Origin of the sequence: Fontibacillus phaseoli, from assembly GCF_003337355.1 — a bacterium.
GTDB lineage: Bacteria > Bacillota > Bacilli > Paenibacillales > Paenibacillaceae > Fontibacillus > Fontibacillus phaseoli.
Genome location: NZ_QPJW01000001.1, coordinates 1,427,827 through 1,453,957, shown reverse-complemented (window position 1 = coordinate 1,453,957; position 26,131 = coordinate 1,427,827). Strand labels below are relative to the sequence as shown.

Below are 26,131 nucleotides of genomic sequence, written 5' to 3'. Positions count from 1 at the left end.
ACTTCAACTATGTATTACATGTTGAAAAAAAGCCGCTAAAATGCGGCTTTTTTTTATCTCTATTACCGGAGGTACCTCCAGCATCGGGATAGTCATGGCGATGGCGTTCGTCAAAGAGAGCGCCACGGTAGCGATTGCCGATTTAAACGAAGAGCTGGGCGGTCCCCGGGTCATTGCGGCTACTCCCGGTACAGTCCCATACGACTTCGGCAGCCGGTTCATCGAAGCCATTGCCCAACAACGCGATGGAAATCAAAAAAAGTAAATGGAAATGACCTGCCTATACGTGCGGACCTCACTTCAATATGAAGGAAGGTCCGCATTCCTGTTAGAGATATCTGAAATTTTTATTTCCCAAATTTCGGATTTCGTGGTAGGATATCTACGAACCTTTGTTCCTGAAAATCAAAAATATTTCGATGAGGTGATATCCGAATGGCAGTTCAATTGAATCAGATTTTTGTCAATTTACCGGTCAAAAATTTGGACAAAACCATGGTTTTTTTTAAGCAAATCGGCTTTGAATTCAATCCCCAGTTTACGAATGAGCAAGCGGCTTGCTTAGTTATCAGCGAGCATATTTTTGCGATGCTGTTAACCGAACCCTACTTCAAAACGTTTACCGAGAAGGAAATTGCGGATTCGACCAGTCATACAGAAGTTATTCTGGCCTTTGCCGCCAGCAGCAGAGAACAGGTGGATGAAATCGTAAACCGGGCCTTGGCGGCCGGTGGGTCTAAATATAATGATCCGGTGGATCACGGATTTATGTATAGTTGGAGTTTCCAGGATCTCGACGGGCATTTGTGGGAAGTCATGTATATGGATCCGGCGACTTTGCAGTAAGGAAATTTTCCGCAAAATTCAATTGAACCGCGGTTGATACGTTCGGGAAACTAGATTATGCTAATATTACTTGCTTATAAAATCAGGGTATCAGCATATGTCAATAGAATGGAGTTAATCCCGAATGTATCGCAATATGGAAGAATGCATCCTCGATCTCGAAAAACACGGACATCTGATCCGGATTCATGAAGAGGTAGACCCTTATCTTGAAATGGCGGCGATCCATCTCAGAGTTTATGAGGCTGGGGGGCCCGCTTTGTTATTCGAACGCGTCAAAGGCTCCAAGTTTCGCGCGGTCTCGAATTTGTTCGGCACGGTGGAGCGGAGCAAATTCATTTTCCGTAAAACCTGGAACAACACGCAAAATATTATCGCTTTGCGCAACAATCCTCTGTCTGCGCTTAAAAATCCATTGAAGAGCGTGGGTACCGGTTGGGCGGCCTTAAAGGCGCTGCCGATGAAGCAACTCGGGAGCCGTCCGGTCGCGGCGCAAGAAATCAGTATCTCCGACCTTCCGTTAATTCATCACTGGCCGATGGACGGTGGAGCTTTTATCACGCTTCCCCAGGTTTATACGGAAGATCCGGACAAGCCGGGGATCATGAACTCCAATTTGGGCATGTACCGGATCCAACTCAGCGGGAACTCCTATGAGCAGGATCGTGAAATCGGAGTCCACTATCAGATCCACCGCGGCATCGGCATTCATCAGCATAAGGCGAATAAAAAAGGAGTTCCGCTGAAGGTAAGCTGTTTTGTCGGTGGACCGCCAGCGCATACGTTATCCGCGGTGATGCCGCTGCCGGAAGGCCTCAGCGAACTGACGGTCGCCGGGATGTTGAGCGGACGCCGTTTTCGCTACAGTTATCTCGACGGGTTCTGCGTCAGCAATGAAGCTGATTTTGTCATTACCGGCGAAATCCATCCCGGCGAGACCAAGCCGGAAGGTCCCTTCGGTGACCATTTGGGATATTACAGCCTGGCCCATCAGTTTCCGGTAATGCGGGTACATAAAGTGTACGCCAGACCGAACGCGATCTGGCCGTTTACCGTAGTCGGCCGGCCTCCACAAGAGGATACCGCCTTCGGCGAGCTCATCCATGAGCTGACGGGCGATGCCGTCCGGCAGGAAATTCCCGGCGTCAAAGAGGTGCACGCGGTCGATGCCGCCGGCGTGCATCCGCTGCTGTTCGCGATCGGAAGCGAACGCTATACGCCGTATCAGCAGGTCAAACGCCCGGCGGAGCTGCTCACGATCGCGAACCGGATTCTTGGAACCGGACAACTAAGTCTGGCGAAGTATTTGTTCATTACGGCCGAGGAGAGCATCCCGCTGGACACCCATCGCGAGGACGATTTTTTAACTTACATTCTGGAGCGAATGGACTTGCATCGGGATATTCATTTTCAGACCCAAACGACCATCGACACGCTCGACTATTCCGGCACCGGATTGAACAGCGGCAGCAAGGTCGTGTTTGCGGCCTATGGGGATAAGAAAAGAGAATTGTGCCGGGACGTTCCGGAAGTTCTGCAGGGAATCCGCGGATTTGAAAATCCCCGGCTGATTATGCCTGGCATCGTGGCGTTGCAAGGACCGCAATTCGAGAACTATCAACAAGCGCAGCAGGAAATGGAAGCCTTCAGCCTGGCCGTGCAGGAAAAGGGATCGCTGGATTCTTGTCCGATGATCATCGTATGTGACGACAGTTCCTTCTTGAGCGAGACTTTGCGGAATTTCCTGTGGGTTACTTTTACCCGCAGCAATCCATCCCATGATATGCATGGGGTAAACAGTTATTATAAGGACAAGCACTGGGGCTGCGATAACGTCATCATCGACGCTAGATCCAAGCCGCACCAAGCTCCGCCGCTAATTCCGGATCACTCCGTGGAGCGGAAGATCGACCGTTTGTTTGCCCAGGGGGGCAGCTTGAGCGGGATCAAGCTATGAATATGCATTTGTTTAATAGAAATCACAGATCATTTAAGGAGAAACGCCTCGAGAAGGGGCGTTTTTTTGTTTGTGGCCGGAAAATCTCGCCGTTTCAAGAAACCGCTGCTTAGAGTAGCCGGTTTAGTATAATATTAAAATGAGGTAGCACTTAACAGCGGAGGGTAACGAATGAAAGAAGCGATATTGATCATTGAAGATGAAGAAAAAATCGCACGGCTGCTTGAAATAGAATTGGAAGCGGAAGGTTATGGCGTTGGTAAAGCCAAGAACGGGACGGATGGTATCGATGCGTATCGCAGCGGCCATTGGGATCTGATTATGCTTGATATTATGCTCCCGGAGATGAGCGGAATTGAAGTGCTCCGCCGCATACGCCAGTTGGACGAGCGTATCCCCGTCATTTTACTTACGGCTAAAAGCTCGGTCGAAGATAAAGTATCCGGCCTTGATCTCGGGGCCAACGATTATGTGACAAAGCCGTTCCGGATCGAGGAGCTGTTGGCCAGGATCCGGGCCGCCTTACGTTTGCATAATACAGTCGCAAATACTCCGTCAGCGGAAGCTTTGCCGGAAGGGGATTGGATAAGCTTCGCCGGACTGAGGCTGAACGAGCAAACGCGGGAAGTTCTTCGCGACGGCGATCCGGTGGAACTGACCCCGCGTGAATACGATCTACTGGTGTTTCTGCTTAAGCATCAACGCCAGGTATTAAGCAGGGAGCAGATCTTACAGGGGGTATGGGGTTACGATTATTACGGGGATACCAATATTGTGGATGTATATATCCGGTATGTCCGTAAAAAGATTAATCATGACAGAGCTCGGGAACTGATTCATACCGTACGCGGGGTAGGATATGTTCTGAAGGAGCAGTCATGAAGCTGAGAAGCAAAATACATTTTTATACTTCCGTTTTATTCGCCGTGCTGCTGATCACGGTGAATTTATCGGTTTATATTTTGTTCGCGCGAATGTCCGTCGGCAACGAGATCAAGCGGGTCGAAGCGGGAGCGGAATCGATCGTTAAGGGCGTGCGGCAATCGGCGGGCTTAATTCCGCCGGACGATCTCTTAAGGGCGTACGCTCCGCTGGATGGGATGTTGCGGGTCGTAAAGGAAGACGGTACCAGCACGCCGCCGGTAACGACCTCTACGGAGCAGCAGCTCAGCAAGCTTGAGTATGCCTTCGAGGAAGAGCGGCAGACCAAACGCATTGAAGTCGGACAGACAAGTTATGTCTGGGTCTCGGTGCCGGTGATTTGGACCGACGGGAAAGTCGTCAACGTCCAGGTCATGGAAAGTATAAATAATACGGAAAACAGTCTCTACGCGCTTCGAACGGTGCTTGTCGTGGTAACCTTTATCGCCTTGATTCCCGCGGTCTTGTCGAGCCGGATTTTAGCGGAGCGAATGATGAAGCCGATCACTTCAATGATCGGCACGATGAAGGAAATTATGTCGAGCGGACGGTTCAAGCGGCTTAGCCAAAGCGGAGCTTCCAAAGACGAACTGAGGGAAATGGAAGAGACTTTTAACGAGATGATCGGCAAGCTGGAGTCTAATTTTGAACGTCAAGAGCGGTTCGTTTCGGACGCATCCCATGAACTGAAGACGCCGCTAACGGTGATCGAGAGCTATGCAAGTTTGCTGGAGCGGCGCGGAAAGGAACGTCCGGATCTCTTTGACGAGGCGGTTGAAGCCATTCTATCGGAAACCGTCCGCATGCGCGAGATGACGGAACAACTCCTCATGTTGGCCCGGCGGCCGGAAGGTTGGAGCATCAAGCTGGAATCATTTGATCTGGCCCGGGTGGCCGAGGAATCGGTTCGTTCTTTTCGCAATGCCTATCACCGTGAGATAACCTTCTTCGCGGAAGGCTCCTTTTGGCAAACTACGGATGCAAGCAAGCTGAAACAGCTTTTGTTCATCTTGCTCGACAATGCGCGAAAATACAGTGAAGCAGTGATTACCGTGCGCGTAGGCGGAGACGAGCAAGCGCATTGGATTACGGTTGAGGACCAGGGGATCGGCATACCTAAGGATGAGCTGGACAAGGTATTCGACCGCTTCTATCGGCTGGATCCTGCAAGAACAAGAGGGTCCGGCGAGGGCGGCTATGGATTGGGGCTTGCACTGGCAAAAGATATCGCAGAGGCTATCGACGTAAGAATTCAGCTTGACAGCATCGTGGATCAGGGGACGACCGCCTCCCTTATTTTTCGGAAAAAGCAAAATGGTGAATGATTCTCATGAAATTCTCATTTTTACCGGATATACTGGGGTGGACGGGAATGATGAAAGGTGATGGCAATGTTTTCACAGATGAGACTTAGATTCTGGTTTGCAGGGATTCTGGTGATTGCAGCGTTTGCCATGTTGATGATATGGCGGCCTTGGGAGAGCGGGGAACCGGCGATTACCGCACAGGATGCCGAGCAAACGGTCCTTGATCAATATCCCGGTAAAATTGAACAATCCGTTTCTGAAGACGGTCAATATAAGCTGCGGCTTCGCTCTGAATCGGGATTGTATCAGGTGGATGTCGACGCGGATTCAGGAAAAGTCATTTCAATTACGCAAGTAGAAAATAAGGGGGATACGGAACCAAAATCGCTGCTAAGCCGTGAGCAGGTGAAGGCGGGTTTGCAATCTAGCACTAAAGGGGGGGAAATTGTTAAGTTGGAGCTTATCGATCAGGCTGGGAAGCAAGTATACCATGCGGTTGTTCGTCAGCAGAACGACGGTCCCCTGGAAATGACCCTTGACCCTTATACGGCAGAAATACTGAGTTCCCGAATTGTTTCATCCTCACAACAAGGAAAAGGGCCGCAGGATAAGCTGCTAACGGAAAGCGAAGCCTCCAAGCTTGCCTTAGCCGAAATTCCCGGGGAAGTGGACGATGTGGAACTCCGCGGCGTGGACAGCGGCACGCCATATTATTTAGTGGAAATCGATCTTGTCGACGGCCGGGAAGCAACGGTGGAGATTAACGCAATTTCGGGCGTGATCCGGACGGTGACCTGGGATGAGGATGAACCCGATAAAGATTGAAGAATAAGCTTATCTATCATGTTCTCAGCAAATTCTAATGTTTCTCTTTCCGACTTCTCATTCGGGCGAGGTAATCTAAATGTGCGGACAACGCAAGACAGACTTTCGAAGGAGGCATTTTGTGATGAGGAAACGAAATTTGTGGGTAGGTGCAGCATCCATCATGCTGCTGATAGGGGCTACTACGGTAGCGGCGAGCGGCAATGTCACGGGCGAAAGTACCGGCGCTATCCAAAACGGGACGGGCTCGGCTGCTTCTTCCAAAACTGCGGTTCAGCCGGCGGGAAAATCCTATATTACGATTGAACAGGCAAAAGCCGCGGCATTAAAAACAGAAGCAGGGCGCGTCAAGGATGTGGAACTCGAGCGCAAAGCCGGCAAGGTATATTACGAAGTTGAGATTGATCAGACAAATGGAGATGTGGATGTACTTGTGGACGCCGTGACGGGGGAAATTTTGGGAGTCAAGGATAAGGAAAAAGACGATGACGATGATGATTTCTTCAAGGAATCGAACACAACGGTGCCTGACAAGGTAAAAATTACATCCGATCAAGCTTCCGCCATAGCGGTTAAGCAAGTTACAGGGGGGAAGGTCGTAAAGGTCGAACTTGATTACGATGACGGTCGTTACAAGTATGAAGTGGAGCTGAAGACCGCGCAAGGCGAAGCCGATGTCGAGATTGATGCTACTACAGGCAAAGTGTATTCGGTGGACCAGGATTTTGATGATAGGGATTAATCCTATTAACTAAGCAAGGCAATTTTTTCGTAATGAAAGAAGATCTTAAGATGGGCGGGGATCCCTTGTACGGGAATAAACCCATCTAAGGTCTTCTTCTTTTTTGTGTCGTTATTTATTCCTTTAAGCTGAAAAAGTGTAAACTTATCTCCACTTAGTATTACTGGAGTTTGAGTCTAGCCGTATACGTTTCGGTTTGAACGGATGCGCCACACTGATTTTATCGATTATTATATTGAATTGTTGAGCAGTGGAATCAAGCATCAATATGAGAAATTTAGTCCAGTGGAAAATTATGAAGCGATTCAAAGAGTTAGAAGCCACATTGAGCGTGCATCATCTTCTTCCAAATGTATTTCTATGCAGAAGTATTTCCTAGTAAATTATCGTTGCTCCCTGTTTTGCAACCATTTGACCGTCCCAATGAAGCCGGCCAGTCCTATTAAAAACACCAGAAAATAACTGATACCTGCCAAGGGAAAGGATGCGACGCCGTTTTCCTTCAAATGCAAAGCAGGTACAGACCAGGGCAGATACGTGCCAATGGCAGTAGGCCCGAATACCAATGCCAGCATCAAAGTTGTAAAAGCAAAGCCGATCGGCACCAGGTAACCGCGCGATATACAGGCCAATAGGGCAAGAGGGGCACTTAATAATAGGTGGAGAGCGCCAATGATAAGTATTAGGAACAAATAATGTTGTACAATCGCAAACGAAAAGCCAGGAAGTCCAATAGCAAAACCAATCACTAGGGCATAAGCAAAGCTGATCAACATCATTACAAAACACCAGAAAATAATTGCGACATATTTGGCAATCGCTATTTTACCGCGCGATATAGGCAGAACGAGCAAATCCTTGAGCGTCCGATCAGAATACTCACGGCCAAATGTCCAGCTTGTCACCAATCCAAACCCCAGCAGCCCAAACACGGATGCATACAAAAACGCGGTCCGTTCAAAAAAAGAAGGCCAATCGGGCTGTCCCAAGAACAACGTGATGACAAACAATATAAATAGAAGCGTGCCCCATAAAACAAAGGATCGACGCAATTTGTAAACTTCAACGCTACAGGCTGTCAACAATGGTCTCATTCAGTTTTCCCTCCTCAACTCCGATTACTTTGAGAAAATAATGTTCCAAATTCTCTTCTTCAATTTTAAGCATGGTGAGCGGCACTTCATGATGAGCAAGCAATCTCGCAATATGTTCGGGATGCTTCACGGCATGATCATCCGGTAGTGCAAAGCAGTTATTCGAAGTCGAATGCACCGCATACCCGGAGTCTGAAAGAATAGCTTGAGCCTTCCGAGCATCCTTCGTTCCGATCATCAACTGCTTTCGGCGGATGGTTTCAAAGTCTTTTGTTGTCAGTTCTTCAAGCAATACACCTTTGTGAATAATGCCGATTCGAGAAGCCAATTTGGACATTTCCTCAAGGATATGGCTCGATATAAACACGGTAACCCCATGTTGAGAAGCTAGAGCTTTCAGCATTTCCCTTATCTCGACAATTCCGGCTGGATCAAGTGCATTAGTTGGCTCATCAAGAATCAGAACATCCGGCTTATGAATTAACGCTTTGGCCAATCCAAGTTTCTGCGCGTTACCAAGTGACAAATCTCTTGCCTTACTATCCGCATATTGGGTCAAATTCAATTGCTCCATCATTTCGTCAACTGCCCTCGGAACCGGTAATCCTCGCAACCTGGCCATCAAACTCAAGTTTTCCCTAACCGTAAAGTTAGGGTAGGCATAAGGAACTTCCACCATATAACCTACTCGTCTCGACAAATCGGGATTCCCATTCGCCCAGCGCTGACCAAACAAATACACTTCTCCGGAAGAAGGCTTACTCATTCCGAGAAGAGCTCGAATGGTTGTCGTTTTCCCTGCGCCATTCAACCCCAGGAAACCATAAATTTCTCCTTTTTTAACGGAAATCGAAACGTGATCTACAATGACTTTATTTCCGTATTGCTTTGTCAGGTTAATGGTTCGAATAATTTCTTCCATAGAAACAGTCCTTCCCGTATCATCAATTTAAACTCAGTTCATTAAAAGTGCCGGTGGTCACCTGAGATGTTGTAAAAGATCGCCGCCGGTTTTTCCAAAAATCGATGCAGTTTGCAAAAGCCAAAAGCGTCCAGCCATTCAACCCTACGGACGTTGACCCGGTAGATGGACAGCCAGGAAGCATCCGTAAGCCGATACACATCCAGCCCCGGCGTGACGGTCAAACATGGCTTGATACGCCTCTGGCGACGGCTGCTCTGGTTCTTCGATGTCTGCCGGAATTGTAGCCTGCAGTTGCCAAATTTCGGATTTCGGCAGCGGTGTCACCCCGACCATCCCCTCCGAAGATGTCCAGATATGGATATGGTCACGATCTAACCCTTCCAATCGTACATCGCCACGATAGGGGGTCTCAAGTTCGGCGCTGGCTGCAACGGTAATAGCCGGCTTGTCCACACTCCTGCCATCTGCGGTATAATAACGAACAGGCAAGTCCACAACACCTGTGTCAATAATGTAGTGAACGGCCTCCAAATCATCGACGACTTAAAGCGAGCGAGGCTGGATTCCTTTGGCGCGAGAGGCAACCTTATATCCCTGTGGGTCCGGCCCCGACAATGAGAACATCAACAAAAGACGGCATGGTATTCATGGATAGACTCCTCCTTGATCATTGATTTGATATGCTACATTTGTTACACTACACCGTGCAGTGTAATTTGTAAAGCAGGACTCTAATCGATTTCTGATTGTATACCTATAAGGGGGAAACGCGAGAATGGATAATACGGAAAACAAGAAAATCCGCAAAGGCTCTTCAGACAAACGAGCTAAAATTATTGCGGCGGCACGAGACCTGTTTCTTTCAGATGGGTTTGATCGTTCCAGCGTCGATGCGGTCGCAGCTAAAGCGGGAGTTTCCAAACGGACAGTTTATGATTATTATGGCGACAAACAGAACCTACTGCTTGCCGTTGTGGAAGAATCCAGTTCGGCGGTTCTGGGCATGATTGAGCAAGGGATTTCAGACCACCTCTGGGAATTCGAGGATCTGGAGCAGGCGCTCATCTTATTTTGCGAACAAATCGTAGCTTCTGCGAACGGTTCGTCCGATTACATTGCTTTGATCCGTCTGGTTATGGTGGAAGCCGCCAACCTGCCAGACTCGTTTTTTGAAAGGCTGGATAACGCAACTGAAGAGGGGATTATCAGGAGGTTTACAGAGTTTGGACAAAACGGATTGCTCGAAGTGCTCGATCCTAAAATGGCTGCAAAGCACTTCGCAGCATTAACGTTTTTATTGGTATTTAATCAACCGAGAAAAACCGGGACATTAGAGGAGGATCAAACCAAACGTATCATCACTGAAGGCGTACGCGTCTTTCTTTGCGCTTATGCACCACGTACCGGTCAAAACGAAAATCAACCATCATCCTGATCGCGATTTTGCTTAACGAGAAAACCGGTGATCGATTAAGCGAACGTGCTTTACGTCAAGGCAACTCGTGCGGATCTGCAAGCGGAAGTATAAATAATAGCTGAGAAAAAGCGCTAAGTCGGCCACGTCCGAAGGCTTAGCGTATATTTTAGTTAAAATGTTGGCGGGACCCCGTTATGCAAAAGTAAAGTCAGATCGGTTTTTCGCTTGAATTGACATATCGGAAATCATCGATATAATAATATCTATGAAACCAATCGAAATTTTTAAAGCATTGTCGAATGAGTCAAGGCTGCAAATATTGCAATGGCTTAAAGAACCGGATCGCCATTTTATGCCCCATGAAGGGATTGATATGAACGAAACAGGGGTATGTGTCAGTCAGATCACGAACAAGCTGAATATGACCCAATCCACGGCCTCACAGTATTTGACCATGCTGCAACGGGCCGGCTTGATCAAGACGAAGCGGATCGGTAAATTCACTTACTACCAAAGGGATGAAGAAGCCATCTCTCAAATTGCTGATTATTTCAAGCAGGAAATTTAGCACCTAACCTGGGTTCTTGCCAAGAATTCAGGTTACTTAAATGAAATACAATTCGATATTTTGCGATATATAGATTTGTTAATTAAACATATCGACATATACCAAAGTGTCTTTATATAGATGGCATTATTCATAGCAAATTTGCATCTACGGGGTGGAGAGAAATGAACAAGGCATGGAGAATATACATACTGGCTATCGTCAGTTTTTTAGTCGGTACATCCGAGTATATTATTTCCGGGATATTGGATAAAATCGCAGGGGATTTAGGCATTACTCTAGCCGCTGCAGGTCAACTCATAACCATCTTTTCGCTGGTATATGCGATCGGTACGCCGATTCTGATGGCGTTGACCGCCCGCATGGACCGGCGCAGACTGATTCTTTACGCGCTAGGCATCTTCATCATCGGCAACTTATTGTCTTATACATTGCCGGGATACGGACTGTTTGTAGCGGCTAGAGTGATCATGGCGCTCGGAGCGGGCATGGTGGTCGTGACCGCGCTCAATATTGCGGCAAAGATCGCTCCTCCAGGAAGGCAGGCCAGTGCAATCGCTACTGTGGTTATGGGATTTACGGCCTCTTTGATTATTGGCGTTCCGTTGGGAAGAATGGTTGCCGGCGCCTTCGGATGGAAGGCCGTATTCGGAGGCATCGCGTTCCTGGGCGTTGTTGGGTTAATCGTCCTGTATTTCTCGATTCCCCGAACGGAAGGGGATAAGCCGGTTCCTTTGCGCCAGCAGCTTTCCCTGCTCAAAAAACGTAACGTTGCATTGGGATTATCCATCACCTTTTTTTGGCTGGGCGGTTACTCGGTGGCATACACCTACTTATCGCCTTATCTCCTGAAGGTCTCGGAGATACCGGATCATTTGCTTAGCGCCCTGCTACTGGCCTTCGGCATCGCCAGTCTCGTAGGATCCAAACTCGGCGGATTCAGTACGGACCGCTGGGGAGTCACGGTTACGCTGGTTAGCGGGATGCTTCTGCATATTCTCATGCTGATTATGCTGTCTATGGTTACGGGGACACTGGCCGGTGTTGCCGCCATATTAATTCTGTGGTCTTTTGCTGCATGGTCCTCCGGACCGACGCAACAGTTCCATATGACAACGTTAGAGCAGGAATCCTCAGGAGTACTGCTGGGTTTAAACCAGTCGATGATGCAACTGTCTATGGCTGCAGGAGCGGGACTCGGCGGAATCGCCGTCGAGCATGTATCCCTGTCCTCCATCACCTGGATTGGAGCCGGTGGCGTGGCCATTGCCGTTATAGCCGCACTTATTCTGGCTATTCACACTTCAGCCGCTAAAGCGGGCGAGGCGGTTAAATCCTGAATGAGGGGGCTACCTACGAATGATAAATGTGTTAAAATTGCAGGAGAAAATGCCATTATACTTATTTGGAGGTGTCCGTAATTACGGTACATGAACGCAAATCCAACATCATTTCTCCTTTGCCTGATTTCGAGCCGGAAATTGGCCGTTGGCTGTGGGGAATGGATGATGTCAGAAGAACGATTAAGACCAAACTGGCCGATATTAGCCAAGAGATGCTGGACTTCAAACCGGAAGGTAAAAGCTCCATAGGCTCTCTGTTATATCATATTGCTCTCATTGAGGCCGACTGGCTTTACGAAGAAGTGCTCTGTTCTCCCTGGGATCCGGCCATTAAGGCGCTGTTTCCGGCCGAGTGCCGAGATGAAAGCGACGGGTTGTCCTCGGTGGAAGGGGAGGATGCGATATCTCATTTTGCCCGTCTGGATCAGGTTCGTGAAACCTTTAAGGCGAATTTCCGGGGCATGAGCCTCGAAGAATGGCGACGCCCCCGGGTCCTACCCGCATATGACGTTACCCCGGAATGGGTCGTGTATCATTTGATCGAACATGAGGCTAATCACCGCGGTCAGATTTTTACGATATACAATCAACTGAATAGTCAGCTTTAATCTTGGTTAATCCGTAAGGCACCGGAGCGTCATACATTGACGGAACGTCCGGTGCTTTTTCTTATGGCGTGATTGTATAAGAGTTTCCGATCGATCCCCTGCATGGCTCATCCTTTAACGGCGCCTTCGGTCAACCCTTTTTGAATGTACTTGGAGATGAACAGGTAGACGATCAGGACAGGGATGACGGTGAGGGAAACGGCGGTCGCCATCAGACCGAAATCGGTGCCGTATTGCGAGCTGATCTCATTGAGCAAAGCGACGATCGGGCGGACGGTTTCTTTATTAACGAAGATTAACGCCGAGAACAGGTCGTTATACGACCATAAAAAGACGAAGATGCTGGCCGAGGCAAAGACCGGCCTTGATATCGGCAAAAATACTTTGAGAAACATTTGGAAGCGGTTGGCGCCGTCCACGAAGGCCGCATCTTCCAATTCTTTCGGGATCGTCGCCATATAACCTGCCATGACCAGGATCGCGAAGGTCAGATTGCCTGCCGTGTGGGGCATTATCAGCCCCCAATACGTATTTACCAGATCGGTTTTGATCAGCAGCTCGTACACAGGGACGACCGTGGCGAATGCCGGGATGAGCAGGGTTGCGTACAGTAGCGAGAAAATTGCCTTTTTTCCCCGGAATGTAAATCTCGACAAAACATAGGCGGCCAAACCCCCAAAAACCAGCACCAGCAACACCGTGCTTCCGGACATGATCAAGCTGTTGACATAGCTTTTGCTGATGCTAATTCGTTCAAAGGCATTGTCATAGTTAATCAAAACCGGATTCCAGGCGATGCCGAACGAATTGTTCATAACGTCTCTGGATACCTTGAAGGAGTTGTTCACGATCCAGAATAAAGGATAGATCGTAGTCATGGCCCATGCGGTCAGAATAAGGTATATAAATGCCTTGCCGAAGTTCAACCGTCTGAATTTCACGCGCCGTACGCTGCGTTCCGCAGAAATGGTTGGCTGCATAAATGTACACCCCTAATGGCTTAATAAGTAATTTCTTCCCTTTTCATCAAACGGTTGGCGAGTAAAGCCAGCAAGACACCGAAGACCACCATATAAATCGCCACGGCTGATCCATATCCGAAGTTCTGATCCACCATCGCCTTTTTATACATATAAGTGCCCAATACCTCCGTACCGTTCTGCCCTTTGGAGATGACCCAAATGAATTCAAAGATTTTGAGCGTACCCGTGATTGCAAGCGTAATTACTACCTTGATATCGCTAAGAATCAACGGAATCGTAAGCTTGGTCGTTCTTTTGAAGGTGGTGATTCCTTCCAGGCGTGCCGCTTCATAATAATCCGCAGGAATTTTCGACATTGCCGTCAGGAACAGAATGAAATAAAATCCGACATAATGCCAAACCGTTGGGATGGAGACGGCCCGAAGCGCGTTGCTTTCGTCAAGCCACAGCACTTTTTCAATGCCGAAATTTGAGAGCAGACTATTTAAGAGACCGAAGTTATAGTTATAGAACAGAACGAACAGCAGGGAAATCGCCGTTCCGGAAATGACTACCGGGAAGAAGAAAACGGTTCGGAAGAAGCTTTGCAGTTTGGAGATATTTTCTACCAGAACGGCTAGTACCAGGGCGATGCCGACCTGAAACACAATAACGTAAAGCATGATCTCCAACGTGTGCAGGGTTGCCGCACCAAGGAATTTGTCCGTGAACAACCGGGTATAGTTATCCCAACCGATAAACTTCTTGTCAAAAAAGCCTTTCGTACGGTAAAAACTTAAATATAAGCTTTTAAAGAACGGATAGTATAAAAAGGCAGTCATCAACAGAGCGGACGGGAGGAGAAAAATAAAAATATACTTTCTGTCACCCTTCATAACCATCACCTTTGCCCGTGAATTTGCAAATCTTGCGGTGAAAAGGGTACGCCGCCCAGGTTAAGAAGCAGGGCGGCGTTCATCTCTTTTACCTTTTACGGCTTAAGCAACTCATTTCTTATTGGCATCCTCGACCTTCTTCGCGCTCTCGACCGCTTGCGCCGACGTTTTCTTGCCGGTAGCCACCTGCCCGACGCTGGCGCGAAGATCGGAAAACGTCTCCGGAGCCACTTTACTGTCAACCGGCGCGCTGATCGAGTTTGCATTGGCGGCCATGGCAAACCCGTCGATCGCCACTTGAGCGAGTCCCGTGACCTCAACGTCCGCGGCTGGCGTTCCGCCGTTAGCGCTGGCGATTTTCTGAATGCTGGCCGGAGAAGTCAGATGCTTCAGCAATTCAACGACCGTATCTTTCTTGGCGCTATCGTCATATGAAGCTTTGGAAATATAGAATCCCGAGCCGAACCCGCCCACGATGTCATTGCCGCTTCCTGCTCCGCCGGGAACGGTAGGGAACGGAAGGACCGTCGAATTGTTGCGGGTATCCTCGCTCCATCCGCCGACTGCCCAGGAACCTTCAATCGTCATTGCGGCAAGAGCTTCGCTGTAATAGTTGCCGGACATGCTCAAATCGATCGTTGCCGCATCTTTCGGAAAAGCACCGAGGTCATGCAGCTCTTTTATGGCAGCATAGGCTTTTTCCCAGTTGGGATCGACGCCGTCGATTAAGCCTTTGTTCTGGCCTTCCGGACCGGCTGCCGACAGAATCGTATGCTCAATCAAATAATGGGATTGGTCAAACGGGACGGAAAGCGGAATGATTCCTTTGGCGGAAAGGGTTTTCACGGCTGTCGTCAGCTTCTCCCAGTCTGTAGGAAGTTCAAGATCGTTATCTTCGAATAATTTCTTGTTCACGAACAGGCCTTCATAGAAGCCGGTAAGCGGAGCGGCATAAATATTGCCGTCTTTTTGGGTGGCTAGTTTAAGGGCGTCAGGGATAAATCCGTTCTTCCAGTCCGGATTGGCATCCAGAATTTCATTCAAGGGAACTACTTTTCCTGCATTCACGAAACCTTCCGCATCCGCGCCGATAAAGTAGAACAGCAAATCGGGTTCGTTGCCGCTGGTCATGTCCGTATTCACTTTGGTCCGGAAGCCGTCATCATTGGCAGATAAAGTATCGTTTTCAATCGTGACATGCGGGTATTTTGCCGTGAACTCATCAATCGCGCCCTGGAAAGCCTCACGGGCAGCATCCGTGCCCCCGAACGTGGAGAACACACGAAGCTTGACAGGGTCCGGATCTTTTGCTTCTTCGGCAGGCGGATCATTCGTTGCCGTAGCCGAATTCTCAGTAGCGGCTGGCGTCGGGTTGGCGTTTTTATTGCCGCATGCAGCCAGAAACATGGAGAACAACAACAGGATGCTTAATAAAACCATAGAAGACTTTTTCAATACAAATCCCCCCAATGAAAATTAATTAAAATTTGTCATTCTGGTTGGTTAAAAAGAGTTTACTGGATGCCCAGGAATACTTATAGGGGGAACATTTTATAAAAAGGGGATAAAATCTTATAATATGGATAATATGGAACGAAATAGAACAAATGCCGACAAATTGAAACGGGATTCGTGTTGCCTAATTTGCAAGCTTGAAAGCTGTGAAGGAAATTGCAATTTGGACGAACTGCACACATAATATACATTAGCGTATATTATGTGTGCTTATTTTTAGCCGAGCATCAAGAAAGAAGGAGTTTCAAATGACATCCTTGGATTTGCCATGTATCCTTAAGGACCAGCCTTTATCCAATTATTCAACTTATGAAATAGGAGGCAAGGCACGCTTTTTAGCACTACCCCGTAGTGACAATGAGGTGCTTGAAGTATTGGAAGCCGCGATGTCCCATGGCATGAACCCGCTCTTTTTCGGCATGGGGTCCAACCTGTTGTTTCCTGACACGCCGAACCCCGAGAACTTATATATATCTACCCGTTCGCATAGGGAAATCTACCTGCAAAACGACCGTTTACATGTATCTGCAGGAATGCCCATGTCGTTGCTTGCTTTGATCGGAGCGGTGATCGGCACTTCTGATTTCGATTTCAGTTTTTTGCTTCCCGGTACTTTGGGAGGAGGGATTTACATGAACGCCAAATACTTCAGTCATTACGTCAGCGACTTTATTGATACGGTCTACTATGTAGATCTTGACGATATCGGCCGAAACATGCAGTCGATCACGGTGGAGCATTGCGAATTCGGCTACAAGCAATCTGTTTTTCAAAGAAAAAACTGGTTCATCATTGGAGCAGATCTGCGGTTCAATCAAGCTCCGAGCCATCCGGACGCTTTGCAGCCGTTTCTTAGGGAGCTCGATCGCGCCATGCTGGAAAGCTCCAGCCTGAAGGTATTTTCGGCCTTTTACATGGACTATCTTGACCGACTCAAGCAGGAACACGATCCATCCGCCATTCCCATGCGCAGCATCATCGCTGACCGGACCGGAAAGATGCACTTTAATTATCCTTCCTGCGGTTCGGTCTTCAAAAACAATTACGCCATCGGGGAACCGATCGGCAAATTGGCGGACCGGTTGCACTTGAGGGGAAGGGAGTATGGCAAGGCCATGATCTCGCCCGTTCACGGAAACGTGATTCAAAACCGGGGAGGCGCCAGAGCGGAAGACGTCATTTATTTGATCCACCTTGTTCAGGAAGAGATCAACAAGCATTTTGGATTTGTTCCGGAAGCGGAACTGGTCATCGTCTCTTAATTTACGAAGGTTTAATATTGTGAAGCAGCCCGGATGGAAGCGGATCCGGGCTGCCTTTTGTTCTGTAACAGAAGCTTATTGGCCGTTTAGAATTATATTGACCATTATAGGGTACCGGGGTATTCTATATATAAAATAAAATGTATCCGCATTTCGGAAAAGAGGGGGGATCCATAATCCTGTATAACGAGTTGCTCATTAATTTAATGCCATTAAATATAATAATTAATATAGTTAATTAAAAGGAGGGAAACATGGATAATACCTTAAAAATAGCCATATCTCCGCCTGTTCAGCTCGGCGGGACCTTATTTACCCCCGAGCAGTTGATGAAGATCGGCAGTGTCGTCGGATCCGATTCCAAGATTGAAATGACCGGATTCGGGCAGCTTTATATCGAGATACCTTTCGAAGAAGCCGAGCTCATTGAGGAGCAGCTGCGTAGTATCGGTCTTAAAGTTTATCCGGTAGGTTTCGTGACAAAAGGATTGATTGCATGCCATTTCTGCAAGGGAGCGGAGGAGGCGGGACTGGAGATCGCGCAGACTCTGAATCAAGCGATTGCCGGTATTGCAATTCCTGCACCGATTAAGGTGGGATACGCCGGCTGCGCGCTCGGCACGAGCGAACCCTTGCTCAAGGATATTGCGGTCGTCAAAATGAAGAACACGTTTGATATTTATGTGGGCGGGAATCCCAAAGGGGTAAAGGTCACCTTGGGGAGCAAACTCCTGTCAGGCTTAACGGAAGACAGGCTTGTCCCGGTGATTACAACGGTCCTTGAATTTTATAAAGCGAATGCGAAACCGAAAGAAAAATTCAACAAATTTGTGGAGCGAATTTCATTGGAGCAACTGCGGCAAGTTGCCGCTTAAAAGATGTCCATAAGAAGGGGAGCAGTTTACTCCGTATTTTTTCCGGCATCCGGGTCAGTCGGCGATCCGGAAAATCTTTTTTTGTATTAAGTTTACATAATAATTATACTGTTAATTACTGATTTGCTGATTATTCGTTGAACGGATAAAGACCCGTCTCTTTACACAGTTCGATCAGATGGTGCACGCCTAACATTTGCTGCCTGTTGCGTTCGTGGATCGTGAAGATTGCCTGTTCCGTAATCACTTTGGCTTTGTCCAGGGATTGGTTATCAACGGCTTGAACGATTTCCTTCATGTTTTTTAAAAAATAGACCGTGTTGCGCAGCGTACGAATAAGCAGGATTTTACGGGCATGGACAGGGGTGAACAGCCGATAGCCATTAACCGGATCGCGCTCGGGTGCGAGAATCCCCTCTTTTTCCCAGTGGCGGATCGCCGAGGTGGTGGAACCCGTAAACGCTGCGATCTCCCCGATCGTCATAAACCGCTTCAATTTACGGTTCGGGAAGGGCGGCAATTCAAGCATATCCAGCAAAGCCAGCGTTTGATCGGCAGCGGCTTTTTCATGATAGAGGGTGGCCTGCTCCTTATTAACGAGCCAGAACGCCGTATCGACGTCTTTTTTCTGAATGGATCGCAATACATCGCAGGTAACGGATACGCCGAATCCCGGAAACATCGCCCTTAGACAGCGGAAATACGCCAGATGTTCTTTCGTGTAAAGGCGATAACCGTTAGCCCCGCGGGCGGGGGCCGGAACGGCTCCCCAGGATTCATAGTGACGCAAAGCGCTTGTGCTGATATGCAATTCCTTTGCAATCTCCGCAGGTTTATAGGTTTCCATTTCCCGGGACCTCCCAACTCATTCTCACTATCGAAGCCCACTATACCAGAAGCGGCCAATAGCGGCAAACCTTCTAATAAAACTTTAAAGCTGCATGATAAAGATTGCCGATATGAACATCCTTATTTCAGCCCTGACCGGGATAAACTTTAGCACTTGCATAAATGTTGTACATTAATGATATACCTGACTAAAGAAGGAGCGTTGAACCTAATGAATATCTTTCATGAAATTCCCTCGACAAAAGAATATATCGATTTACGGCATAGGGCCGACCTTCGAACCGGGACGGTAACCGATGCTGCCACGGCTTTGGCGAATTCATTATTTTGCGTGACATTAAGAGATGAGCTTTCCGGTTTGATCGGGATGGGGCGAATAATCGGTGATGGCGGCTGCTATTATCAGATCGTGGATGTCATCGTGAATTCTGATTCTCAGGATCATGGTTCTGGCGGGATGGTGATGCGCGAACTAGTGGGATATCTAGACCAACATGCGTCCGAAACCGCCGAAGTCTTGGTTATATCGGACCTGACGGGATTGAAGTTGTATCAGGAATACGGGTTTAAATTGGTGTATCCTGATTTCTATGGTATGGTCCGGAAGCCGTAACTCTTCGAGTTCATGATTCGTACCCGGTTGTGAAGCTTATGCGTCACGTCACAGAACCACGACTCCCCGAAAAACGGCGGACCGTGGTTCTTTTCATTTCTTTCTCTGATGTGGCATGATGTGGATGGAGGGCGATGCTCGATGTTTAACGATTTCAAGGTGCTGGATGAAGACCGTCCAGTCTATATTCAGGTAAAAGAATATTTAAAACGCATGATGATCAAAGGTACACTGCAGGGGAATCAGAAACTGCCGTCCACAAGGGAGCTGGGTTTGCTGCTTGGCGTGAGCCGAAACACCATCATTGCCGCCTATGCAGGCCTCGAAGAGGAAGGATTCGTGTATACCCTCCAGGGCAAGGGCAGCTATGTGGCTGCGGTTTCCTTTTCCTCCGCGGCTTCCGTTCCTTCGTGGCAGACGGATTGGTCTTCCCGCATCAACGGATACGCACGGCAAGCCGTTGAGCTGGACCGGATGAAGCGTGGCATACGAGCCGATAAGAAAACGATCTCTTTTACCAGCATCGCGCCTGACGAACAATTATTTGAGCTGGATCTTGTCCGGAGGGCTTTTTTGGACCGGATGGCAATCGAGGGGAATGTTCTGTTGAACTATGGCTATGCAAAAGGTTACAGGCCATTGATCGAGCTTCTCATGCGCTATATGGAGCACAAAGGTGTAGATATGCAAGGAAAAGACATGTTGATCACCAGCGGATTTACCGAAGGGTTGGATATCGTAATGTCCGCCTTGGGCCGAAAAAACGGCGGGACCGTCCTTTGCGAAAATCCGAGTCATCATACGGCGATAAAGAACTTCAAGCTGAACGGCTTCGAAATTACGGGCATTCCTATGGAACACGACGGCATTAATCTGGAGGAGTTGAAGCAGGCATTGTCCGAACGGTCCTATGACTGCGCTTATTTCATCCCGTCTTATCACAATCCGACAGGCATCGTGACTTCTCCCGAGAAAAGAATCGCCCTGATGAAACTGATGGCGGAATATCAAGTGCCGGTCATTGAAGACGGTTTTAATGAGGAACTGCGCTATTCGGGTTCCCATGCACTGCCGCTGATCGCTACGGCGGGACAGGGTAACGGCGTAATTTATATCGGCAGCTTCTCGAAAGTACTCTTCCCCGGCCTCCGAGTGGGGTGGGTGCTCGCTGACAAAGAGCTGATATCTTACTTGGAAAGCATTAAACGGGCTCGTAATATCCATACTTCGACGCTGGACCAGTCGGTACTGTTTCAATACTTGCATAACGGCCATTTGGAGAAGTATTTAAAAAAAGCTCGCTCCGAATATAAGAGAAAGTACGAATGGACCAAGCAATGCTGTGAGAAATATGTGCCGTTTGCCCGGTTGTCCGGCGACGGCGGCTTGCACCTGTTTCTGGAATTCGAAGCGGGCTTCGATACTCATCGATTGCTGGAGTCTTGCTCCAGCCAGGGCGTGATATTCACGCCCGGTGATATGTTCTTTACGGATGGCGGCGGATTGAATACGATGCGGATCGGCTTCTCGAGAGTGTCCGAAGAAGACATCGGCACAGGGCTCCGCATCATAGGCGAGACAGCCTTCAAACAACTTAGGGGATAAAGGGAGTGCTTGAGATGAAAGTAGGCGTCATTATGGGAGGCATCTCCTCGGAACGGGAAATCTCGCTGTTGACCGGAAAAGAAATGTTGGCTCATCTGAACCCGGACAAATACGAAGGAATTGGCATCGACATCAAACGGCCGGATGAGCTTTTCGATAAAATCAAGGAGATCGACTTCGCCTTGCTTGCGCTTCATGGGACATACGGCGAAGACGGTACGATTCAGGCGGCGTTGGAATCCATGGGTATTCCTTATTCCGGCAGCGGTGTATTGTCCAGCGGCTTATGCATGGATAAAAATTTGTCCAAGCGATTGCTTCAAGCCGAAGGAGTTCCGACGCCAGAGTGGATCTATTGGGACGGCATGGAGAATTATTCCTCTGAAGCCGTAAACCGCTTGGGATTTCCGGTTTTTGTCAAGCCGAATTCCGGCGGATCGAGCGTCGGGACGCTGCCGGCCAAGGATGAGGCAGACTTTCAGCCCGCTTTGCAAGAAGCACTGCGCTGGGATAGTTCCGTAGTGATCGAAAAATATATCGAAGGCGATGAAATCACCTGTCCAATTTTAGGAGGAGAACTGTTGCCGATCATCGGAATCCGGTCAAATAACTCAACATGGTTCGATTATAACGCCAAGTATCAATCCGGCGGAGCGGACGAACAGGTTATTACCTTACCGCCGGAGACGGAAGCCTCCGTACGGGCAGCTGCGCTAAGCAGTTATCGGATGCTGAAATGCAGCGTGTATGCGCGGGTCGACATGATTTTGCGGGACGGCATTCCCTATGTATTGGAAGTGAACACCTTGCCCGGCATGACGCCGGCCAGCCTGATGCCCAAGAGCGCGCAGGCGGCAGGGATGACATTCAGCGGGCTGTTGGACCGGATCATCGAGCTTTCGCTGCAGGAACGGGACTGCAATCGGAAGTTGAATCCGCAGCGGATTGTAGCAGGATCGGAGGGAGTGCGACTATGAAAATGGAGCGAATCGCGCCTCGCGTCCGCCAGATACCGCCATCGGGCATCCGGTCGTTTTTCGAGTCGGCAGAGGGCGGGGCGGATACGATTTTCCTAGGCGTTGGAGAACCCGATTTCGTCACGCCGGAGCAGGTGCGGGAGGCCTGTATCCGCGCCTTGAACGAAGGACGGACCAAATATACGCCGAATGCCGGTCTTATGGAACTGCGCGAGGAAATCGCTTCATATTTAAGCGACAGCTTCCGCTTGAATTACGAGCCTGCTCGTGAAGTCCTGGTTACGGTAGGCAGCAGCGAAGCCGTTGATTTGGCACTGCGGACCTTTCTGGCGCCTGGAGATGAAGTCCTGATCCCGGGGCCCGGTTATGTTGCCTACTCGCCGATTGCCTCGCTTCATGGTGGGGAGGTGGTTGAGATTCCGACTTCCGCCGAGCAAAATTTCAAGCTCGAAGCGCAGCAGCTCGCCAAGGTGATTACGCCGCGCTCGAAGGTGCTCGTCGTGAACTATCCGAACAATCCTACGGGCGCCGTCATGACGGAACAGGACTGGTTTCCGATTGCCGAATTGGTCATCGCCAATGACCTGCTAGTCATCTCGGACGAAGTTTATGCCGAGCTTACTTATGATGGGCAGCATTGCAGCATCGCCTCGCTTCCGGGCATGAAGGAGCGGTGCATCGTCATCAACGGATTTTCTAAAGCGTTCGCGATGACAGGCTGGCGGATCGGCTATGCCTGCGGCGAACGGGAACTGATCGCAGGGATGCTGAAGGTGCATCAATACACGATCATGTGCGCCCCCGTCCTCGGGCAGATCGCAGCGCTGGAATCGCTGCGCAGCGGACTTCCGGCCAAGGACCGGATGAAGGACGTTTTTGACGGGCGCAGGCAGATGTTCGTGCAGGGGTTGAATCGGCTGGGGCTTACGTGCCACATGCCTCAAGGCGCGTTCTACGCCTTCCCTTCAATTTCGCATACGGGGCTCAGTTCTGAGCAATTCGCCCGGAAATTGCTACGGGAAGAGGGGGTTGCAACCGTTCCCGGACATGTCTTCGGAGGTGGTGGCGAAGGTCATATCCGCTGCTCCTACGCAGCGTCGACAGAGAAGCTGGCGGAAGCGCTGGACCGTATGGAACGGTTTGTGAATTCCTGCAAAAGTGCATCATTTTTACTGGCATAAGTATTTTTTAATGTAAATTACGGCAAAAGTGCAGGAATCATCAGCTCAATCCACATCTCAACCTGATTTAAGCATAATAAGCTGTATTTTTGCAGGATTTTGTCTGTTATATCGGGGAATCGCCTCATAATCCTGCACATTTGCAGCAATATTACAAAAAGCAGCGCTTCCTTGGAAGGAGGCGCTGCTTTTGAATCGGGTTGAGAGAGGGAACCGTCAGGCTTTGACGGCTTGAATTATTGCCGAAACAATGTAATTCTCTACGTTCGCGCCGGGCAGCCAATCTTTGATGAACGATACCGATTCATCCTTCGGCTCGATCGAAATGTCGGAAAATCCGCTTTGAGCCAGCATTTCTGTGATTTCTGCGGCCGAAGACGCTCCGGAGATGCAACCGGAATAGAGCTCGTTCAGGTCGTTCCTAATTTCAGCCGGAAGCTCGGCTGTAGTAATAACATCCGAGATGGCAAGCCGTCCGCCCGGCTTGAGGACGCGATAAGCTTCACGGAACACCTGAAGTTTGTCAGGAGACAAATTGATTACGCAGTTTGAGATGATAACGTCTACGGTTGCATTCGCTACCGGAAGATGTTCGATCTCTCCTAAACGGAACTCCGTATTGACATAATTGCCTTTGACCGCATTGCCCCGGGCCCGTCTGACCATCTCGGGCGTCATATCCACCCCGATCACTAGGCCCGATTCTCCGACCCGGCGAGACGCAAGGAAACAATCGAATCCGGCCCCGCTACCCAAATCGAGGACAATCTCTCCGGGCTTCAGTGCAGCGATGGCTTGCGGATTCCCGCATCCGAGTCCCAGATTCGCTCCTTCCGGCGCAGTCGATAGTTCTTCATTCGAGTAGCCCAATCGGGAAGATACGATGTCGAAAGACGAGGGAGTTGCACCGCAGCAACCGTCGGCGGAACAGGCAGCTCCCGCAGGATCCAGCCCCTGCAGATCGAGCAGGGCGATCTCCTTGTAATGCTCACGGACATTTTTGCGGATGGAATCATGATTCGTTTCGCTCATTTTTCATCGCTCCTAAAATAATATTCTTGGTTCATATTTCTTGGTCCTCATTCCATCGGGATCAGCAGCAAGGTACGCAGCAGGCTTGAACCGGAGAAGTTTCACGACGGCCTGATATTAAAGCCGACAGGGAAAGTAAACCCGTTCGGTTGATTGCCGGCGTCAGCCTCGCTTGCCGGGTAGCAAGCTGAAGCTCGCTTTCTTTACTTTTCATCAAGTACTCGTCTACAAACCAGATATTGTTCATCAGATGACCTCCCTCGCTAATGTTTGTAATTTGCAAGTATGAATGGGGTGAAAATCACCCGGACACAGGATTGCAGCATTTGTCTGATTTCCCCATTGCCTCGTTAAACAGCCGGACCGAGCGGAGGACGGTTTCTTTCTCAAAGGGTGTCATTTGCGAAAAGACATCCTCCAGATAACCGTTCATTTTTTCATCAATGGAACCGGCGACGAATTTGCCCTCCGTTGTTAGAGAGAGCGTAAAAATCCGCCGGTCATTGGCGTCAGGCGTCTTCCGAACCAGGCTCATCTTTACGAGAGACTGGACTTGACGGCTGAATGTCGTAATATCGGTACCTAGCGTTTCAGCAATTTCCTGCATGGAAGGTTTATGCTGCCGGCCTATTTCATATAAAATATGGCTTTGAACCAGCGAAACATCACGATCTCCGACGGTGCAGCAATTTTTGTTGAGTAAGCCGAAACGGCGCGTCATGATTTGAAACAGCTCGCGAGCATTTTCCATTAAATTCACCTCATAAACTAGTTATAAACTATACACTTGCACTTTGCAAGTAAAAAAATGAATCCTCTAAATTGTGAATGAATCATCGACTAACTGCCCTATAATTCTATATTTTAAATAAATATGACATTTTTATAATTGGACTAGGATAACGAACGAATGTTTGGTATTGTAAATGTAAAATGTGGAAATGGAGGCGACGGGAGTCAGCAAAATTAAGGGAGAATACATATCGAAATAAAAGAAAGCAAATTTGGAGGAAACCGTGTTGAAAAAATTAATAATGGCCTTATTCGTAGTTCTGGTAGCCGTGTCGTCCATGCCGTCAGCAGCGTCGGCATTTCTTGGAAAGCTTGATGTGGTGGTAGACGGCAAACCTTTGCAAGGGAATGCGGTAGTCAAAAATAAAATCACTTTCGTTCCGTTTCGGGAATTATTCAATGAGCTTGGCCTGGCGATCAATTATAATTCAAAAACCAATCAGGTTACGGGAACAAAAAGCAACTTGAAAGTCACGTTCACGATCGGAAGCAAAACGGCCTATGTCAATGGACAAAAGAAGGCGCTTCAAGCAGCACCTTTCTCAAAAGACGGTAGCGTCTATGTACCTTTACGAATTGTCGGCGAATCGACAGGAAGCCAGGTCGTCTTTTTTCAGGATGTACAAATCGTTCTCGTAAACAGTCCTGCATTCGATGGACTGGTTTATGACGGTGAATTCGGATCGCTGAGCATTACTGCGGATGGTAAACTGAAGGTTGAAAATCTCCTGGTATTGGACGAGTTTTTGAGTTTCTCCCAGGAAGAAGAAGTGGTTTATTTCAAGGAGATTTCCAATGAAGACGAAAGTGTACCGTTTACGAGTTTAACTCCCGATAGCGAAGTAGTGCCGGCTGAATAATAAATACTTGCCGACAAAGCATGACACGATAGGTGACGTGCTTTTTTTATGCATTTATAATAGAATCCCCACTCATTTCAAAAGAGGCTTCTTGTACATCAATTAGCCGAGGACATATGTCCTTTCCAAAAACTTGAGGATATCTTTTAATTAGGAGGA

28 protein-coding genes are annotated in these 26,131 nt (G+C 48.7%); 18 read left to right on the top strand and 10 right to left on the bottom strand.

Annotated features, from left to right (window positions below):
* The first annotated feature begins 40 nt into the window (after window positions 1–40).
* The 7 genes from DFP94_RS25430 to DFP94_RS07140 all read left to right on the top strand — a co-directional run bounded on the left by DFP94_RS25430 (window position 41) and on the right by DFP94_RS07140 (window position 6,598).
* Complete coding sequence (locus DFP94_RS25430; protein WP_114495677.1) at window positions 41–265, top strand: hypothetical protein; 225 nt, start codon at window positions 41–43, stop codon at window positions 263–265.
* 170 nt (window positions 266–435) lie between these two features.
* Complete coding sequence (locus DFP94_RS07165; RefSeq protein ID WP_114495676.1) at window positions 436–846, top strand: VOC family protein; 411 nt, start codon at window positions 436–438, stop codon at window positions 844–846.
* A gap of 124 nt (window positions 847–970) precedes the next feature.
* On the top strand, window positions 971–2,803 hold the full coding sequence (locus DFP94_RS07160) for a UbiD family decarboxylase (RefSeq protein ID WP_114495675.1): 1,833 nt from the start codon (window positions 971–973) through the stop codon (window positions 2,801–2,803).
* A gap of 171 nt (window positions 2,804–2,974) precedes the next feature.
* Entirely contained in the window at window positions 2,975–3,685 is a 711-nt protein-coding gene (locus DFP94_RS07155) for a response regulator transcription factor (RefSeq protein WP_114495674.1), read from the top strand.
* Window positions 3,682–5,049 (top strand): sensor histidine kinase, encoded by a 1,368-nt coding sequence (locus DFP94_RS07150; protein WP_114495673.1) that lies wholly within the window; start codon window positions 3,682–3,684, stop codon window positions 5,047–5,049. Before DFP94_RS07155 ends, DFP94_RS07150 begins: the two co-directional genes overlap by 4 nt.
* Before the next feature lie 60 nt (window positions 5,050–5,109).
* Window positions 5,110–5,856 carry a PepSY domain-containing protein gene (locus DFP94_RS07145; protein WP_114495672.1) on the top strand — a complete coding sequence of 249 codons (747 nt, stop codon included), beginning with the start codon at window positions 5,110–5,112 and terminating at the stop codon, window positions 5,854–5,856.
* A gap of 124 nt (window positions 5,857–5,980) precedes the next feature.
* A complete protein-coding gene (locus tag DFP94_RS07140; protein WP_181873039.1) occupies window positions 5,981–6,598 on the top strand; it encodes a PepSY domain-containing protein in 618 nt (205 codons plus the stop codon).
* 383 nt (window positions 6,599–6,981) lie between these two features.
* Here the strand turns inward: DFP94_RS07140 and DFP94_RS07135 are convergent, their stop codons facing one another.
* From DFP94_RS07135 to DFP94_RS25930, 3 genes are all read right to left on the bottom strand, one after another.
* On the bottom strand, window positions 6,982–7,692 hold the full coding sequence (locus tag DFP94_RS07135) for an ABC transporter permease (protein WP_114495670.1): 711 nt from the start codon (window positions 7,690–7,692) through the stop codon (window positions 6,982–6,984).
* Complete coding sequence (locus DFP94_RS07130) at window positions 7,667–8,614, bottom strand: ABC transporter ATP-binding protein (protein WP_114495669.1); 948 nt, start codon at window positions 8,612–8,614, stop codon at window positions 7,667–7,669. Before DFP94_RS07130 ends, DFP94_RS07135 begins: the two co-directional genes overlap by 26 nt.
* Before the next feature lie 144 nt (window positions 8,615–8,758).
* Window positions 8,759–9,001 (bottom strand): hypothetical protein, encoded by a 243-nt coding sequence (locus DFP94_RS25930; RefSeq protein ID WP_245954538.1) that lies wholly within the window; start codon window positions 8,999–9,001, stop codon window positions 8,759–8,761.
* 391 nt (window positions 9,002–9,392) lie between these two features.
* On the opposite strand from DFP94_RS25930, the gene DFP94_RS07120 reads away from it, so the two are divergent.
* From DFP94_RS07120 to DFP94_RS07105, 4 genes are all read left to right on the top strand, one after another.
* Window positions 9,393–10,052, top strand: a complete 660-nt coding sequence (locus DFP94_RS07120; protein ID WP_114495668.1) for a TetR/AcrR family transcriptional regulator — start codon at window positions 9,393–9,395, stop codon at window positions 10,050–10,052.
* Between the two features lie 247 nt (window positions 10,053–10,299).
* On the top strand, window positions 10,300–10,602 hold the full coding sequence (locus DFP94_RS07115) for an ArsR/SmtB family transcription factor (RefSeq protein ID WP_114495667.1): 303 nt from the start codon (window positions 10,300–10,302) through the stop codon (window positions 10,600–10,602).
* A 164-nt stretch (window positions 10,603–10,766) separates the two neighbouring features.
* Window positions 10,767–11,942 (top strand): MFS transporter, encoded by a 1,176-nt coding sequence (locus tag DFP94_RS07110; RefSeq protein WP_114495666.1) that lies wholly within the window; start codon window positions 10,767–10,769, stop codon window positions 11,940–11,942.
* 71 nt (window positions 11,943–12,013) lie between these two features.
* Window positions 12,014–12,553: a DinB family protein gene (locus DFP94_RS07105; protein WP_245954596.1), complete on the top strand. Its 540-nt coding sequence runs from the start codon at window positions 12,014–12,016 to the stop codon at window positions 12,551–12,553.
* Window positions 12,554–12,660: 107 nt separating this feature from the next.
* On the opposite strand, the gene DFP94_RS07100 is transcribed toward DFP94_RS07105, so the two are convergent.
* The 3 genes from DFP94_RS07100 to DFP94_RS07090 form a co-directional block, all read right to left on the bottom strand.
* Window positions 12,661–13,533, bottom strand: a complete 873-nt coding sequence (locus DFP94_RS07100; protein ID WP_114495665.1) for a carbohydrate ABC transporter permease — start codon at window positions 13,531–13,533, stop codon at window positions 12,661–12,663.
* A 20-nt stretch (window positions 13,534–13,553) separates the two neighbouring features.
* Window positions 13,554–14,411: a carbohydrate ABC transporter permease gene (locus DFP94_RS07095; RefSeq protein ID WP_114495664.1), complete on the bottom strand. Its 858-nt coding sequence runs from the start codon at window positions 14,409–14,411 to the stop codon at window positions 13,554–13,556.
* Window positions 14,412–14,522: 111 nt separating this feature from the next.
* The gene (locus tag DFP94_RS07090) at window positions 14,523–15,866 is read right to left on the bottom strand and encodes an ABC transporter substrate-binding protein (protein ID WP_114495663.1); all 1,344 of its coding nucleotides are present in this window, start codon (window positions 15,864–15,866) and stop codon (window positions 14,523–14,525) included.
* Between the two features lie 308 nt (window positions 15,867–16,174).
* Between DFP94_RS07090 and DFP94_RS07085 the strand changes: the two genes are divergently transcribed.
* Window positions 16,175–17,188 (top strand): UDP-N-acetylmuramate dehydrogenase, encoded by a 1,014-nt coding sequence (locus DFP94_RS07085; RefSeq protein ID WP_114495662.1) that lies wholly within the window; start codon window positions 16,175–16,177, stop codon window positions 17,186–17,188.
* Between the two features lie 254 nt (window positions 17,189–17,442).
* Window positions 17,443–18,063 (top strand): NAD(P)/FAD-dependent oxidoreductase, encoded by a 621-nt coding sequence (locus DFP94_RS07080; protein WP_114495661.1) that lies wholly within the window; start codon window positions 17,443–17,445, stop codon window positions 18,061–18,063.
* 130 nt (window positions 18,064–18,193) lie between these two features.
* On the opposite strand, the gene DFP94_RS07075 is transcribed toward DFP94_RS07080, so the two are convergent.
* Complete coding sequence (locus DFP94_RS07075) at window positions 18,194–18,910, bottom strand: TioE family transcriptional regulator (RefSeq protein ID WP_114495660.1); 717 nt, start codon at window positions 18,908–18,910, stop codon at window positions 18,194–18,196.
* 213 nt (window positions 18,911–19,123) lie between these two features.
* Here DFP94_RS07075 and DFP94_RS07070 point away from each other — a divergent pair, with 213 nt between their 5' ends.
* From DFP94_RS07070 to DFP94_RS07055, 4 genes are all read left to right on the top strand, one after another.
* Window positions 19,124–19,525, top strand: coding sequence for a GNAT family N-acetyltransferase (locus DFP94_RS07070; protein WP_114495659.1), 402 nt, complete (start codon window positions 19,124–19,126; stop codon window positions 19,523–19,525).
* A 141-nt stretch (window positions 19,526–19,666) separates the two neighbouring features.
* Window positions 19,667–21,130, top strand: a complete 1,464-nt coding sequence (locus DFP94_RS07065; protein ID WP_114495658.1) for an aminotransferase-like domain-containing protein — start codon at window positions 19,667–19,669, stop codon at window positions 21,128–21,130.
* A gap of 14 nt (window positions 21,131–21,144) precedes the next feature.
* Window positions 21,145–22,107: a D-alanine--D-alanine ligase gene (locus tag DFP94_RS07060; protein WP_114495657.1), complete on the top strand. Its 963-nt coding sequence runs from the start codon at window positions 21,145–21,147 to the stop codon at window positions 22,105–22,107.
* On the top strand, window positions 22,104–23,288 hold the full coding sequence (locus tag DFP94_RS07055; RefSeq protein ID WP_114495656.1) for an aminotransferase class I/II-fold pyridoxal phosphate-dependent enzyme: 1,185 nt from the start codon (window positions 22,104–22,106) through the stop codon (window positions 23,286–23,288). Before DFP94_RS07060 ends, DFP94_RS07055 begins: the two co-directional genes overlap by 4 nt.
* A 216-nt stretch (window positions 23,289–23,504) precedes the next feature.
* Here DFP94_RS07055 and DFP94_RS07050 read toward each other — a convergent pair whose 3' ends face one another.
* From DFP94_RS07050 to DFP94_RS07040, 3 genes are all read right to left on the bottom strand, one after another.
* Window positions 23,505–24,320 (bottom strand): arsenite methyltransferase, encoded by an 816-nt coding sequence (locus DFP94_RS07050; RefSeq protein ID WP_114495655.1) that lies wholly within the window; start codon window positions 24,318–24,320, stop codon window positions 23,505–23,507.
* 61 nt (window positions 24,321–24,381) lie between these two features.
* On the bottom strand, window positions 24,382–24,567 hold the full coding sequence (locus tag DFP94_RS07045; RefSeq protein ID WP_114495654.1) for a hypothetical protein: 186 nt from the start codon (window positions 24,565–24,567) through the stop codon (window positions 24,382–24,384).
* Between the two features lie 54 nt (window positions 24,568–24,621).
* Window positions 24,622–25,071, bottom strand: a complete 450-nt coding sequence (locus DFP94_RS07040; RefSeq protein ID WP_114495653.1) for a MarR family winged helix-turn-helix transcriptional regulator — start codon at window positions 25,069–25,071, stop codon at window positions 24,622–24,624.
* A gap of 265 nt (window positions 25,072–25,336) precedes the next feature.
* On the opposite strand from DFP94_RS07040, the gene DFP94_RS07035 reads away from it, so the two are divergent.
* Entirely contained in the window at window positions 25,337–25,972 is a 636-nt protein-coding gene (locus DFP94_RS07035; protein ID WP_114495652.1) for a copper amine oxidase N-terminal domain-containing protein, read from the top strand.
* Window positions 25,973–26,131: the final 159 nt, after the last annotated feature.

Coding starts and splice junctions, on each gene's coding strand:
- DFP94_RS07120 (WP_114495668.1), top strand. CDS start 9,393: ATGGATAATACGGAAAACAAGAAAATCCGCAAAGGCTCTTCAGACAAA.
- DFP94_RS07065 (WP_114495658.1), top strand. CDS start 19,667: ATGTTTAACGATTTCAAGGTGCTGGATGAAGACCGTCCAGTCTATATT.
- DFP94_RS07040 (WP_114495653.1), bottom strand. CDS start 25,071: ATGGAAAATGCTCGCGAGCTGTTTCAAATCATGACGCGCCGTTTCGGC.
- DFP94_RS07145 (WP_114495672.1), top strand. CDS start 5,110: ATGGCAATGTTTTCACAGATGAGACTTAGATTCTGGTTTGCAGGGATT.
- DFP94_RS07070 (WP_114495659.1), top strand. CDS start 19,124: ATGAATATCTTTCATGAAATTCCCTCGACAAAAGAATATATCGATTTA.
- DFP94_RS07060 (WP_114495657.1), top strand. CDS start 21,145: ATGAAAGTAGGCGTCATTATGGGAGGCATCTCCTCGGAACGGGAAATC.
- DFP94_RS07110 (WP_114495666.1), top strand. CDS start 10,767: ATGAACAAGGCATGGAGAATATACATACTGGCTATCGTCAGTTTTTTA.
- DFP94_RS07160 (WP_114495675.1), top strand. CDS start 971: ATGTATCGCAATATGGAAGAATGCATCCTCGATCTCGAAAAACACGGA.
- DFP94_RS07080 (WP_114495661.1), top strand. CDS start 17,443: ATGGATAATACCTTAAAAATAGCCATATCTCCGCCTGTTCAGCTCGGC.
- DFP94_RS07075 (WP_114495660.1), bottom strand. CDS start 18,910: ATGGAAACCTATAAACCTGCGGAGATTGCAAAGGAATTGCATATCAGC.
- DFP94_RS07085 (WP_114495662.1), top strand. CDS start 16,175: ATGACATCCTTGGATTTGCCATGTATCCTTAAGGACCAGCCTTTATCC.
- DFP94_RS07100 (WP_114495665.1), bottom strand. CDS start 13,533: ATGCAGCCAACCATTTCTGCGGAACGCAGCGTACGGCGCGTGAAATTC.
- DFP94_RS25430 (WP_114495677.1), top strand. CDS start 41: ATGCGGCTTTTTTTTATCTCTATTACCGGAGGTACCTCCAGCATCGGG.
- DFP94_RS07045 (WP_114495654.1), bottom strand. CDS start 24,567: ATGAACAATATCTGGTTTGTAGACGAGTACTTGATGAAAAGTAAAGAA.
- DFP94_RS07055 (WP_114495656.1), top strand. CDS start 22,104: ATGAAAATGGAGCGAATCGCGCCTCGCGTCCGCCAGATACCGCCATCG.
- DFP94_RS07130 (WP_114495669.1), bottom strand. CDS start 8,614: ATGGAAGAAATTATTCGAACCATTAACCTGACAAAGCAATACGGAAAT.
- DFP94_RS07115 (WP_114495667.1), top strand. CDS start 10,300: ATGAAACCAATCGAAATTTTTAAAGCATTGTCGAATGAGTCAAGGCTG.
- DFP94_RS07140 (WP_181873039.1), top strand. CDS start 5,981: ATGAGGAAACGAAATTTGTGGGTAGGTGCAGCATCCATCATGCTGCTG.
- DFP94_RS07155 (WP_114495674.1), top strand. CDS start 2,975: ATGAAAGAAGCGATATTGATCATTGAAGATGAAGAAAAAATCGCACGG.
- DFP94_RS07095 (WP_114495664.1), bottom strand. CDS start 14,411: ATGAAGGGTGACAGAAAGTATATTTTTATTTTTCTCCTCCCGTCCGCT.
- DFP94_RS07165 (WP_114495676.1), top strand. CDS start 436: ATGGCAGTTCAATTGAATCAGATTTTTGTCAATTTACCGGTCAAAAAT.
- DFP94_RS07150 (WP_114495673.1), top strand. CDS start 3,682: ATGAAGCTGAGAAGCAAAATACATTTTTATACTTCCGTTTTATTCGCC.
- DFP94_RS07050 (WP_114495655.1), bottom strand. CDS start 24,320: ATGAGCGAAACGAATCATGATTCCATCCGCAAAAATGTCCGTGAGCAT.
- DFP94_RS07135 (WP_114495670.1), bottom strand. CDS start 7,692: ATGAGACCATTGTTGACAGCCTGTAGCGTTGAAGTTTACAAATTGCGT.